General features: G+C 56.4%; 12 protein-coding genes. 6 read left to right on the forward strand and 6 right to left on the reverse strand.

Annotated features, from left to right (window positions below; genetic code table 11):
* Nucleotides 1-12 precede the first annotated feature (12 nt).
* The 5 genes from cheA to flhD form a co-directional block, all read right to left on the reverse strand.
* Nucleotides 13-1,998 carry a chemotaxis protein CheA gene (cheA, locus tag QDT79_RS19225; protein ID WP_308316919.1) on the reverse strand — a complete coding sequence of 662 codons (1,986 nt, stop codon included), beginning with the start codon at nt 1,996-1,998 and terminating at the stop codon, nt 13-15.
* Nucleotides 1,995-3,071 carry a flagellar motor protein MotB gene (gene motB, locus QDT79_RS19230; RefSeq protein WP_149560030.1) on the reverse strand — a complete coding sequence of 359 codons (1,077 nt, stop codon included), beginning with the start codon at nt 3,069-3,071 and terminating at the stop codon, nt 1,995-1,997. The genes cheA and motB overlap by 4 nt, the downstream gene beginning before the upstream one ends.
* Complete coding sequence (gene motA, locus QDT79_RS19235; RefSeq protein WP_015378266.1) at nt 3,068-3,958, reverse strand: flagellar motor stator protein MotA; 891 nt, start codon at nt 3,956-3,958, stop codon at nt 3,068-3,070. The genes motB and motA overlap by 4 nt, the downstream gene beginning before the upstream one ends.
* Before the next feature lie 145 nt (nt 3,959-4,103).
* Nucleotides 4,104-4,688 carry a flagellar transcriptional regulator FlhC gene (flhC, locus tag QDT79_RS19240; protein WP_016927281.1) on the reverse strand — a complete coding sequence of 195 codons (585 nt, stop codon included), beginning with the start codon at nt 4,686-4,688 and terminating at the stop codon, nt 4,104-4,106.
* Nucleotides 4,688-5,038: a flagellar transcriptional regulator FlhD gene (gene flhD, locus QDT79_RS19245; RefSeq protein ID WP_004934891.1), complete on the reverse strand. Its 351-nt coding sequence runs from the start codon at nt 5,036-5,038 to the stop codon at nt 4,688-4,690. Before flhD ends, flhC begins: the two co-directional genes overlap by 1 nt.
* Before the next feature lie 821 nt (nt 5,039-5,859).
* On the opposite strand from flhD, the gene QDT79_RS19250 reads away from it, so the two are divergent.
* The 4 genes from QDT79_RS19250 to curA all read left to right on the forward strand — a co-directional run bounded on the left by QDT79_RS19250 (nt 5,860) and on the right by curA (nt 8,335).
* Nucleotides 5,860-6,156 (forward strand): hypothetical protein, encoded by a 297-nt coding sequence (locus QDT79_RS19250; RefSeq protein ID WP_197816073.1) that lies wholly within the window; start codon nt 5,860-5,862, stop codon nt 6,154-6,156.
* 229 nt (nt 6,157-6,385) lie between these two features.
* Nucleotides 6,386-6,601, forward strand: a complete 216-nt coding sequence (gene ydgT / locus QDT79_RS19255; protein WP_004934895.1) for a transcription modulator YdgT — start codon at nt 6,386-6,388, stop codon at nt 6,599-6,601.
* Between the two features lie 197 nt (nt 6,602-6,798).
* Nucleotides 6,799-7,218: a universal stress protein UspC gene (uspC, locus tag QDT79_RS19260; protein ID WP_063990274.1), complete on the forward strand. Its 420-nt coding sequence runs from the start codon at nt 6,799-6,801 to the stop codon at nt 7,216-7,218.
* Nucleotides 7,219-7,303: 85 nt separating this feature from the next.
* Complete coding sequence (gene curA / locus QDT79_RS19265) at nt 7,304-8,335, forward strand: NADPH-dependent curcumin/dihydrocurcumin reductase (RefSeq protein ID WP_107226384.1); 1,032 nt, start codon at nt 7,304-7,306, stop codon at nt 8,333-8,335.
* Between the two features lie 34 nt (nt 8,336-8,369).
* On the opposite strand, the gene pcp is transcribed toward curA, so the two are convergent.
* The gene (gene pcp, locus QDT79_RS19270; RefSeq protein ID WP_130018217.1) at nt 8,370-9,017 is read right to left on the reverse strand and encodes a pyroglutamyl-peptidase I; all 648 of its coding nucleotides are present in this window, start codon (nt 9,015-9,017) and stop codon (nt 8,370-8,372) included.
* 97 nt (nt 9,018-9,114) lie between these two features.
* Between pcp and QDT79_RS19275 the strand changes: the two genes are divergently transcribed.
* A complete protein-coding gene (locus QDT79_RS19275; protein WP_063990276.1) occupies nt 9,115-10,047 on the forward strand; it encodes a LysR family transcriptional regulator in 933 nt (310 codons plus the stop codon).
* A gap of 512 nt (nt 10,048-10,559) precedes the next feature.
* Nucleotides 10,560-12,899, forward strand: a complete 2,340-nt coding sequence (locus QDT79_RS19280) for a type VI secretion system Vgr family protein (protein ID WP_107226386.1) — start codon at nt 10,560-10,562, stop codon at nt 12,897-12,899.

The following is a 12,899-nucleotide window of genomic DNA, read 5'->3' on the forward strand; positions in this document are numbered from 1 at the left end:
ATAAACTCATTATTATGCGGCGGCGTCCGTCAGACGCTTTTCACGGTTCAAGGTTTGCAACGCCGAGACATCGACGATCAAGGCCACGCTGCCGTCGCCCAAAATGGTCGCGGCGGAGATGCCCGGCACTTTGCGGTAGTTGCTTTCCAGATTCTTCACCACCACCTGATGCTGGCCAATCAGCTGATCCACCAGCAACGCATAGCGGCGGCCGGCGCTTTGCAGGATAACGACGATGCCCTGCGTGGCGTCGGTTTTGGCGCCGTCCACTTCAAATACCCGATACAGCTCCACCAGCGGCAGGTATTCGCCGCGTACCTGCAGCACGCGTTCGCCCCCGGCCAACGGATGCAGATCTTCCGCCTGCGGCTGCAGCGATTCCATCACCGCGTTCAGCGGCAGGATAAAGACTTCGTCGTTCACCTTGACCGACATGCCGTCGAGGATCGCCAGCGTCAGCGGCAGCAGGATGCGGATGGTGGTGCCTTTACCGGCCTGCGAACGGATCTCGACGTGGCCGCCCATCTCCTGAATATTCCGTTTCACCACGTCCATGCCGACGCCGCGGCCGGAAACGTCGGTCACCTGCTCGGCGGTGGAGAAGCCCGGCGCGAAGATCAGCATGCCGACCTCTTCGTCGCTCATGCTCTCGCTCACCGCCAGCCCTTGCGATGCGGCCTTGGCGAGAATTTTTTCGCGGTTCAGACCGGCGCCGTCGTCGATGACTTCAATACAGATGTTGCCGCCCTGGTGTTCGGCCGACAGCACCAGATTGCCCACCGCCGACTTGCCGGCGGCGATGCGGGTGGCCGGCTCTTCGATACCGTGATCGAGGCTGTTGCGCACCAGGTGCGTCAACGGATCGATAATGCGTTCGATCAGGCTCTTGTCCAGTTCGGTGGAACTGCCTTGCAGCGTCAGCTCCACCTGTTTGTTCAGCTTGCCGGCCAGATCGCGCACCAGACGCGGATAGCGGCTGAAGACGTATTCCATCGGCATCATGCGGATCGACATCACCGATTCCTGCAGATCGCGCGCGTTACGCTCCAGCTGGCTCATGCTGTTCAGCAGATCGCCGTGGTTCACCGGATCGAGCGTGCCGGAGCGCTGCGCCAGCATCGACTGGGTGATCACCAGCTCGCCCACCAGGTTGATCAGCTGATCCACTTTTTCCACCGCCACGCGAATGCTGGTGGACTCGCTCGCCTTGGCGCGCGCTTTTGGCGCTTCCGCCGCTGCGGCGGCCGGTTTGGCGGCAGGCGGCGCGGCGACCGCTGCCGGTAAGCTCGCTTCTGCAATGGCCGGTTCGCTTTGCGTCGGCGTCGAGAAGCTGATTTGTTCCGGTTCCAGCACGAAGCACAAAACGGCGCTGATGTCGTCTTCGCTGGCGGAGGTGAGCAACGTCACGTCCAGACTGTGTTCCGTCTGATGAGGATCTTTAACCTCGCCCAGGTTGCCCAGCTCTTCCAACATCAAGGGGATTTCACTGGCTTTCAGCCCGTTCAGGCTGATGCGCATGCCGCCTTCGATCGCCGCCGGCGCAGCAGCCGGCTTCTCGACAGGCAGCTGAACGGCCGGTTGAGCCGCAGGCGCCTCCTGCTGCTGTTGCGCCTCCAACGCCAGCTGGCGCAGCGCCTGGCAAATGTATTCAAAGCTTTCGGCGTCAGGCTGTTGCGAGGTTTTATAGGCGTCCAGTTGCTCCTGCATAATGTCTTTGGTTTCCAGAAACAGGTTGATAATCTCGGTGCTCAGGCTCATTTCCTGGCGTCTTGCACCGTCCAGCAGGTTCTCCAGCAGGTGGGTGGTTTCCTGCAGCACCGAAAAGCCAAAGGTCGCCGCACCGCCCTTGATCGAGTGCGCCGCACGGAAGATGGCGTTCAACGGCTCGATATCGGGGGCCAGCGGATCCAGCTCCAGCAGGTGTTGCTCCATGTCGGCCAGCAACTCGTCCGCCTCATCAAAGAAGGTCTGATAAAAATCGCTAATGTCCATGCTCACGGGGTCACCTCTGGCTGTGAGTCGCGGTTAGTCGGTGCGGGTGCGGCCGCCGGTTGCTCCGGCGCTTGGCCGGTCGGGGCTATCGCCGGGGATGCCTGCGATTGGGAGACGGGATCCGTCGCCGGCGGCATAGCTTGATCGGTCGGCGTTACCGCCTGGGGTTCCGGCGTTTGGCTGGCCGGCGCAGTCGCCGACGGCGCCAGCTGTTTCAGGCTGTCCGGCTGGGCGATATCCATCGCGTTGCTTTCGGCATTTTCATGTTCGATGCCTTCTTGCGTTTGCTTATTCAGCACCAGCACGGTGATGCGACGGTTAATCGCGTCATCGGCGCCGTGCTGTTTCAGGCTCATGGTGGCCGCCATGCCCACCACCCGCAACACCTTGCCTTCCGCCAGGCCGCCGGCGATCAGCTCGCGTCGGGAGGCGTTGGCGCGATCGGCCGACAGTTCCCAGTTGCTGTAGCCGCGCTCGCCGGTGGCGTAAGGGATATCATCGGTGTGGCCGGACAGGCTGATCTTGTTCGGCAAATCGTTGAGGATCGGCGCTATCGCCCGCAGAATATCGCGCATATAGCTCTCGACCTGCGCGCTGCCGGTTTTGAACATCGGCCGGTTTTGGCTATCGATAATCTGAATGCGCAACCCCTCGTCCATCATGTTGATCAGCAGATGCGGGCGCAGCGCCTTCAGGCGCGGATCGGACTCAATCAACTCATCCAGCTTTTCGCGCAGCTTGTTCAGGCGCAGCTCTTCGGCGCGCTTGTCCGGCGAATCGACCTGCTTTCTCACCAGGCCGTGCTGTTGCGTAGGATCGTCGCCGCCGCCCGGGATCGGGCTGCTTTCGGAACTGCTCTTGTCGCCGCTGGTCAGAGCGACCTTGAGCGGCGTGCGGAAATATTCGGCGATTTGCGTCAGCTCCTGCGGGCTGGCGATCGCCAGCAGCCACATCACCAGGAAGAACGCCATCATCGCCGTCATAAAGTCGGCATAAGCGATCTTCCAGGAGCCGCCGTGATGGGCGGCATGATGCGACTTGCGCTTTCTGACCAGAACGACCGGATGATTCTGTTTCATGCTTCTTCTTCTTCCGTCGCCTGCTGCGCCGGCGCTTTCACGCGACGCACGTGTTCTTCCAGCTCAACGAAAGAAGGACGTTCGGTGGTATACAGCGTTTTACGGCCAAACTCGACGGCGATCTGCGGCGCGTAACCGTTCAGGCTCGACAGCAGCGTGACCTTGATGCACTGCATCATCTTGACGTTTTCGGCGCTCTTCTGGCGCAGCAACGTGGCCAGCGGCGAGATGAAGCCGTAGGCCAGCAGAATACCGAGGAAAGTACCGACCATGGCGTTAGCGATCAGCGCGCCCAGTTCCGCAGCCGGCCGATCGGCCGAAGCCAGGGCGTGCACCACCCCCATCACCGCCGCGACGATACCGAACGCAGGCAAGGAGTCGCCCACCATCGCCAGGCTGCCGGCGGGCACTTCACTTTCCTGCTCGTAGGTTTCGATCTCTTCGTCCATCAACGCTTCGATCTCGAACGCATTCATATTGCCGCTCACCATCAGCCGTAAATAGTCGGTAATGAACTCCACCAGGGTGTTATCGGCAAGGATGCGCGGATAATTAGAGAAAATTTCACTTTCTTGCGGATTATCAATATCGAATTCGAGCGACAGCATGCCCTGCTGGCGCGATTTGGCCAGCAGGCGGAACAACAGCGCCATCAGATCCATATACAGATCTTTGTTGTATTTGGAACGGCGCATCAGCCGCGGCAGCGCGCGCAGCGTGGCTTTGATCGCCTTGCCGTTGTTGCCGACGATGAAGGCCCCGACCCCCGCCCCGCCGATAATCAGAAATTCCGCCGGCTGATACAACGCACCGAGATGACCGCCCACGATCAGGTAGCCGCCAAACACCGCACCCAATACCACGAGATAACCCAAAATAACTAGCACACGCATTCCTTAAATTAACAATGTGGATGGAAGGTGGGGCAAACGCGCCCTGGCGCGACAGACCAGGCTGCATGTCTGGGGGCGGCATGCCGCCCCTGCGTATCACACGTCGGTATTCATTGCCGAGAGCCGGCAATGTGGCGGCTCAAATGGCGCGTTTGACCTGCTCGTCCAGCAGTTGAGGAATAATATCGGCCAGTTGCGGCGAAAGTTTACGTCTTTTTACGGCGCGGGATGGGGGTTGGCATAAACTGCAGATGAAACCATTCAGCGGCTGATGCGCATGAGTGATAAATGCGCCGCCACAGCAGCTGCAGGCAGAGAGCTGCAACATGCCGCTATCGACGAAGCGCACCAGCGTCCAGGCACGGGTCAGCGCCAGCAACGGCGCCTCGCCGGCCTGCTGCGGACACTGCTCGAGATAGAGGCGATAGGCTTTGATCACGGCCTCCACCCCGCTGCACTGCCCGCTTTTCATCAGAAACAGGTAGGCGTTGTAAAACATCGACGAGTGAATATTTTGTTCCCAGGTCATAAACCAGTCGGTTGAGAACGGTAACATTCCTTTTGGCGGCGGGCTGCCGCGTAACTCCTTGTAAAGTTTAATCAAGCGCCCACGGCTGAGCTGAGTTTCGCTCTCCAGCATCTGCAATCGGGCTCCCAGCGAAATCAGCTCCATGGCGAGCTGAATGTCCTTGGCTTCTTGAACGATACTTTTCTCAACCATCATCAGGCTCTTTTCTTCGTCGGGCTAGCGTCTTTACTCGATAGCTCTTGCAGTAAATGGCTTGATAGCAAAATGCCGGTATGGATTTGTTGCAGATCGTCGACGCGCGACTCTTTGGTCAGGCGTTCGATGGTCTGGCTTTCGTTAAAGCGGAAGTGGCAAACCAGCTGGTTGGTCTCGGCCAGCTTAACCATTTGCGGCAAAGTCAGCTGTGCCAGCGCATCGGCCATGGTTTCATCAATACCAAGGCGGAACATCGCGGACGCTTTTTCATCGTTAATCAAACGCTGTGCTAAAAGTAAATATGACAGATTGATGTCATAAATATGCTTAAGTAATTCAGACGTACCCATATTCCCCATCCCGACAGACTATGTTTAAAAACATACGCTGGGTGATAAATTTTATCGCCCGTGACTTGGGTTGTTTCCCAAAGTTGGCAAATTAATCGCTCAAAAACGACTGCTATAATTTTCGACAATCGCTAAATTCGACCACTGTTCAGTATTTGCTACGAGCGTAAACCAACGTGTATGGATGTACAGCATTCTGCTTCGATAGTGTTTAGTCACCATGAAACTATTTTTACAAATTTAATAAGATTATTCCTAAAGCAGCGCAACTCTACCCCCGAACCATTAGCACACACAATGTAAGTGAGAGGCAATTTTAAATACAATGTGACATAGATCACAAAAATAAAAAATAATTAAGCCAAATACACCCAAATACGCTCACTTATTGACCGTCATTTTGCTTATAAAATAACCATAGGTAAAAAAACGTCTTAAAAACAATGTTTATGCGCCAAAAAATTATCTTTTTTAGATCAATTCGAACAAAAGCATCACCAAACCAAAATAACAGAACAAAAATCTGCATATAGGCAACAAACTCAGTATAAATAACCATTTGAGTTACTGAAAAATATCCAAGCTGAAAAATAACCAATGTAAACTATGAGGTTATTAGCTATCGGATTTGACTTAAGCCCTCAGCCTGAGGCTGTTCTAATTTTCAACATCAGGTGATTAAGGCTTATCAATGATTCGTAGGCGTAGTGAACAAGCTAACAGACGTAACGATATGTTTCTGTATTAGCACGATGCAAGAATATTTTTTCTGAGTTAAATTCCCCCAAAACGCCATATCGGCAGAAATCCATAAAACTTTAATGCTTTTTATTTCTTTTTCTGTTGCCGTTATAATTATTCCCCAGGTGAATAAATTATTAACCAGCCCCCCATTCCCCTCCCTTCATCGCGATAAAATAAAACGCAGTTTTGTTTTACTCTTCATATTTCTCCATCGAGAAAAACGGCTTTTCAACGCAAGCGGCGGCAACAAACACCGCGTAATGCCGTTGCGCCTCTTAGGGCAGGTGAAGAAAACGCCGCAAAACGACGGCGCGAACTTGCGCGCAGTAGGAACCGCGGTGCTTCTGCCGCCATCCCGTGCAGCCTCGCTCTGAGACTTTCCCTATTTCTTCATTTATCAGCAGGATGAGATTGCTGACGGCGCACGGGCATATTATGATTTATCAAAGCGCCGCCACGGGCGGCGCGACATCATTACCCAGTGCAATTTATCTACTTGAAATGATTTTTGTCAGGTCGTACATCGCTGCCTCGACGGCGCCGCCGTGAGCCGCCGATGTGTTATTCACCCGGCTTTAACTATTAACAGGCTATATTTTAATCATGACTGATACGCTCGAATATCTGCTGACATTCCGTAAATGCTCCTCTTTGGACAGCCTGGAGAAGGTGTACGACAAACTGAACTACTCCATTGAAAACGATACGGAAATGAGCAATATGTACCGTGCCGCCGACCACCGTCGCGCCGAGTTGGTGGCCGGTAAACTGTTCGATCTGGGCAAGGTGCCGAAAACGCTGTGGGCGCAGGTGCTTTAATTCAGTGAAATTACGTGCGGCAACGGTTTTATCTTTTATTGCTATATAACCGGGGCAAATTCGGCTTTTATTGCCGCGCGTGATGCGAAACACATTTATTACCCTCGCCAGGTTCTACCCTTTATCCGACGCAGTACTTCCACCAAGGCCGCCGATGCGGCAGCCTGAAACACGATGGATACAACAAGGAGTAGGATATGGGGTATCAAAACGTTCTGGTCACCGTCGCCGTTGCCCCTGACAGCCACCGCCTGGTGGAAAAGGCCGTCTCCATCGTTCGCCCTTACGGCGGCAGCATCACCTTGTTAAGCACCCTCGCCAACCCGGAAATGTACAATAATTTCGCCGGGCCGATGCTGGGCGATTTACGCTCGTTGATGGAGGAGGAAACCCGGTTGTTTATGGAAGAACTGCGTCAACGCGCCGGTTACCCGATCGCCAATACGTTGATCGTGCACGGCGAGCTGGGTGACAGCCTGGAATACGCCAGCCGCCGTCAGCCGTTCGACCTCCTGCTGTGCGGCAATCATCGTGACGGCATGATGAATAAGGTCTCCTGTTCCGCCGCCCGCTTTATCAATATCAGCCATATCGACGTGCTGATCGTTCCGCTCTAAGGCTAAGCACATTCGGTAACGTTGCCTTGCCGCCCCTGAACTAGGCTTAACGAATCTTGTTTGTCGCAACGCAAAGGAGCTTTCGATGTCCCCTTCTCAACAGAACCGCCGCTTCCTGCTGGCTTCGCGTCCGCACGGTGAACCGACGGCGGCGAACTTCCGTCTCGACACTGTCCCCGTGCCACAGCCCGGCGCCGGGCAGCTGGTGCTGCGTACCGTTTATCTGTCGCTGGATCCTTATATGCGCGGGCGCATGAGCGATGCCCCTTCCTACGCGCCGCCGGTCGAGATCGGTCAGGTGATGGTGGGCGGCACGGTATCGCGCGTCGCGGTCTCACAGCATCCCGACTTCAACGTCGGCGATTGGGTGTTGGGTTATGACGGCTGGCAAGATTATGCCCTGTCCGACGGTAGCGGCCTGCGCAACCTCGGCCCGCACCTGCCGCATCCTTCCCGCCTGCTGGGCGTGCTGGGCATGCCGGGGTTTACCGCTTACATGGGGCTGCTCGATATCGGTCAACCGCAGGCGGGTGAAACGCTGGTGGTGGCTGCCGCCAGCGGTGCAGTCGGTTCAGTGGTCGGCCAAATCGGGAAGCTGAAAGGCTGCCGCGTCGTCGGCGTTGCCGGCGGGGCGGAAAAATGCCGCTATGTGGTGGAAGAGTTGGGTTTCGACGCCTGTATCGATCACCGCGCCCCTGACTTTGCCGAACAGCTGGCGTCCGCCTGCCCTAAAGGCATCGACATCTATTACGAAAACGTCGGTGGGGCGGTGTTCGACGCCGTACTGCCGCTGTTGAACGCCAAAGCCCGCATTCCGGTATGCGGCATCATCGCCCATTACAATGCCACCGGGTTACCTGCGGGGCCGGACCGCTTGCCGCTGCTGGAAGGGCTGATCCTGCGCAAACGCATCCGTATGCAGGGCTTTATCATCTTCGACGACTACGGCTCGCGCTTTGATGAGTTCCTGCAACAAATGAGCATCTGGGTCGAACAGGGGAAAATCAAGTTCCGCGAGGACATCGTCGACGGACTGGAGCAGGCGCCGCAGGCGTTTATCGGCCTGCTGCAGGGCAAAAACTTCGGCAAACTGGTGATCCGCGTCGCCGATGAATAACCCGTAGCAGGGCGTGGCGTACCACGCCCTGCTGTTAATGTACGGCGCCGTCGCCGAATCGCACATCTTCCTCGACCGTCAGCGTCACCTGCACAATAGTGCGCACCGCTTCCACCATCGTCGCCAGCGCCATACTCGGCTTGCCCGGATGCGCTGCCGCCAGTGCATGGCTGTACGGAATATGCACGAATCCGCCCCTGACCCTCGCGTGCTGCGTCTCGAGATAGTGCCGCAGACCGTAAAAAATATGGTTGCAGTTATAGGTACCTGCCGTATAAGAGACCGCCGCCGGGATCCCCTGTCGGCGCAGCTGCTGCACTGCGGCCTTGACCGGCAACGTGCTGAAATACCCCACCGGCCCGCCGGCCACCACCGGTATGTCGACCGGCTGTTTACCGGCATTGTCGGGAATGCGGGCATCGATCAAATTGATGGCCACCCGTTCCAACGATATCTCGGCCCGGCCGGCGGCCAGGCCCAGACAAATCACCGCCAGCGGCTGCAGCGCCTCAATCGCCGCGATCAATTGCTGATTGGCCTCGCCCAACACGCAAGGTAGCTCGAGCACCGCGATCTCCGCGCCGGCGATACGCTCACCGGCCAACGCCTGCGCAATCTGCCAGGAAGGATTCACCGCATCGCCATCGAACGGCTCAATGCCGGTGATCAAGACTTTGTTCATCATTTCCCCTGATTGAAGGCTAAATTCGTGTGCTACCAGCCTAAAGAACGCAGTATGATTCCGGAAATGGATTATCTGTATATAGAGTATTCATAAAATGAATTTAGCCAACGTCGATCTCAACTTGCTGGTGGTGTTCGAGGCGCTATATCAGACGCGCAACGTCACCGCCGCAGGCCGGCGTCTTAACCGCGCCCAGCCCTCCGTCAGCAATGCCTTGGCACGGCTGCGCACGCTGCTGAACGATCCGCTGTTTGTTCGCAGCGGCGGCGGCATGGCGCCTACGCCACGCGCCCATCAGCTTATGCCGCAGATACAGCAGGTGCTTGAACAGATCCATCTGGCGTTGGCGCCCCCTGCCCGTTTCGATCCGGCCACCGCCGGGCAGCGGCGCTTTACGCTGGCGGCCGGCGACTATGCCGATATCCTGCTGCTGCCCGCTATCATCAGTCGGTTACGTCAGACAGCACCCGGCATCGATATTCGCGTTTCGCGCCTGGATCGCCACAATATTTACCGGCAACTGGATCGCGGCGAGGTGGATATCGCGCTGGGAGGGCACCTTTCCGGAGCGGAAAGCCACTATGTGCGCACGTTGTTTGAAGAACATCTGGTGTGTATCGCCAGCCGTTCACACCCACAGTTGGCGGATGGCCGCTGGGATCTGGCACGCTACCTCAGCCTGCCGCATGGGCTGTACGCACCCGCAGACGACGGCTCTGCCAGGGGATTGGTCGACCGGCGCCTGGCGGAAATCGGCGGTCAACGGCGCGTCGCCGTGACCTTTTCACATATTGCCGCTCTGCCGGCCGTGGTCGCCGACAGCGATCTGATCGCCACCCTGGCCGCCAGCGCGGCCCGGCATTTTTCCGATCCACAACGCGTACGCATTCTCCCGCTGCCTGACGAGTTGGCCATCGCGCCTTTCCCCATTGAGCTGATCGCCGGCCGGCAGGCGCAACGCGACCCGGCGTTAATCTGGCTCTGTGAGCTGATAGGCCAACTCCCCTTCGCCGCCTCCTCACGTTAACGACGGCATACGCTGCATTTTCAACCGTTCAAACGCCTGTTCCCGGGCCCGTCGGTGGGCGCTGGGACGCCCACCAAATAGGAATCATCCGAATTAACATTCGCCAAATTTATATATTTGATCATCTTTAACTGGCAAATGGTAAGGATAAAAAACAGTCAGTGACTTTTTTTACGTAAAAAAAGAGTTGTTTTATAAACACGTTGACTTAAGTGTTACATATTTATTTTTTGGTATTACCAATTTTCCAATAATTTGAGATAAAAAACGATCTACCCGTATCTATATGTTTTAGGTGATAAAAAACAAGATCGTGAGCAAGTTAACGAATTGAGCATTGATCCACAAGGCTATTTTGCAAATGCAGAGCTCTATTGTAGACTGCACAAATCGTGCCTTTGTGTAAACTTTGTTAAATCTTTCGTCAGTTCCTGTCTCCATTCGTGACAGATACGCCATCGGGATCGCGCGTCAATTCTCGTGCGGTAGCTATGCCTAAAGCGGGGAATAGTATGGATCGTCTTATCATTGCGCACACACCTTTGCCCTCCCATCAGCTGTTGTTCAGAAGCCTTTCCGGCGAGGAAAAACTGGCCGGATTGTTCGAATTCGACGTCGAACTGCTCAGTCCTGACAATCGGCTCGATCTGAAAGCGCTGCTGGGACAAAAAATCACGCTGGAGCTGCGGGGCAATCCGCTGGCACCGCGTTATCTCAACGGCAATATCACGCGCATGACCCTCTCCGGACGAGAAGCCGGCGGCAACCGTTACTATATCTACCGCGCCGTGCTGCGCCCCACGCTGTGGTATCTAACGCAAAACCGCGATTTTCGCATCTACCAGGAAAAGACCGTTCCCGACATCCTGACTCAGGTGCTGGGGCAGTATCAGGTGAAAATCGATAACCGCCTGAGTTACGACTACCGTATCTGGGGGTACTGCGTGCAGTACCAGGAGAGCGATTTCGATTTCATCAGTCGCCTGATGGAACACGAAGGCATCTATTACTATTTCACGCACCAACAAGACGGCCATACGCTGGTGCTGGCTGACGCGCCGTCGGCACATCAGGAACTCGCCGGCTACGCCAGCATTCCCTATCAGCTCGCGGAAGGCGGCCTGGTGGAAAACAAAGACAGCATCAACAGCTGGAGCGTTTCTGACGCCATCACGCCCAGCCTCTATAGCCTGGATGACTACGATTTTCGCAAGCCGCGCGCGCGGTTGTTGGAGGCCCGGCAAAATCCCGCCTCGTTCGCGCAGGACAAAGCCGAGGTGTTCGACTGGCCCGGCCGTTATACCGATCACGCCCACGGCCAGTTTTACGTCAAGGTTCGCCAGCAGGAGTTCGAAGCGCAGCACGAGCAGATGAGCGGCGAAGGCAATTCGCAGGGCATTGCACCCGGCTACCGTTTTCAACTGACCCAGGCGCCGCGTATGGAAGACAACCGCACCTACCTGGTGGTCAGCGCGCATTACTTCATGCAGGAAAACAGCTACGCCAGCAACGATAACGATGTTGGCGAGCAGCGAACCGAATTTCAGGTCGTTCCGGCGGACATCAATTGGCGCCCGGCGCGCACCACGCCCTGGCCGAAAACCCATGGCCCGCAAACTGCCGAAGTGGTAGGACCGGAAGGGGAAAGCATCTGGACCGATAAATATGGCCGGGTGAAACTCAAATTCCGTTGGGATCGCCACGGCAGCGGCAATGAAACCAGCTCCTGCTGGGTGCGCGTCTCCAGCGCCTGGGCCGGCTGGAAATACGGCGGGATCCAGATCCCGCGCGTGGGTGAGGAAGTGGTGGTCGACTTTATCAACGGCGATCCGGATCGCCCTATCATCACCGGCCGCGTTTACAACGAAGACAGCATGCCGCCGTGGGATCTGCCTGGCGACGCCACTAAAATGGGCTTTATGAGCCGCAGTAAAGGCGGCGGTGCCGACAACGCCAGCTTTCTGTTCCTGGAAGACTCGCCCGGCAACGAATCGTTCGACATGCATGCCGAACGCAACATGAACATGACGGTGGAGAACGACAAGAACGTCAATATTGACGGCAGTCGCACCACCACCATCGGGCGCCAGCAGGACGACACCGTCACCGGCGACGCCACGTTCCTGTACAAAGCGAAACGCACGACTACCGTCAATGGGCTGGAAACCGCCAACCTGAACGCTCACCAGACGGTGAACATCAAAGGCGGCCGCGACCTGACGATTATCGACGGCGGCGATAAAATCGACATCACCGGCAATCAGACCTTCAAGCTTGACGGCGCGCAGACGCAAAACATTACGCAAACCCAGCATGTCACGGTGAAAGGCAACCAGACCCTCGACATTACCGAAGGGCAACAGACCAGCACCATCAAGCAGGGGCAGACGGTCAACATCACCTCCGGCGGCCAGCACACCACCATCACCGCCGGCGGGCAAATTCTGACGATTGAAGCGGGCGGTCAGACGGCCACCGTGACCGGGGATGTCACCGAAACCTACAACAACAACCAGAACACGACAATAACCGGCACGCTGACCATCAAGGCGAAAACCATCGATATCACCAGCGCGGACGGCGTCTCGGTGCAAACACCGAGCTGGAAAGATAACTGCCACGGTTGGAAATGGGTGGCGACCGGGGCCAACTTTGCCTTCTACGGATCCAATCTTTCGTTGACGGCAACCAGCCTGAAACACACGATGCTGGATATCTCGCACAACCCGCTGTCGATCAGCAAAACCAATTTCAAGCTCAGTAATGATCCCATGACGTTCACTCAGCTTGGCGCGCTGGTCACCAACGGCGCCTTACGGTTGAGCACCAAGGCGCTGGCGATCTTCTTGTAA

It is taken from the genome of Serratia marcescens, assembly GCF_029846115.1.
Classification (GTDB): Bacteria; Pseudomonadota; Gammaproteobacteria; order Enterobacterales; family Enterobacteriaceae; genus Serratia; species Serratia marcescens_L.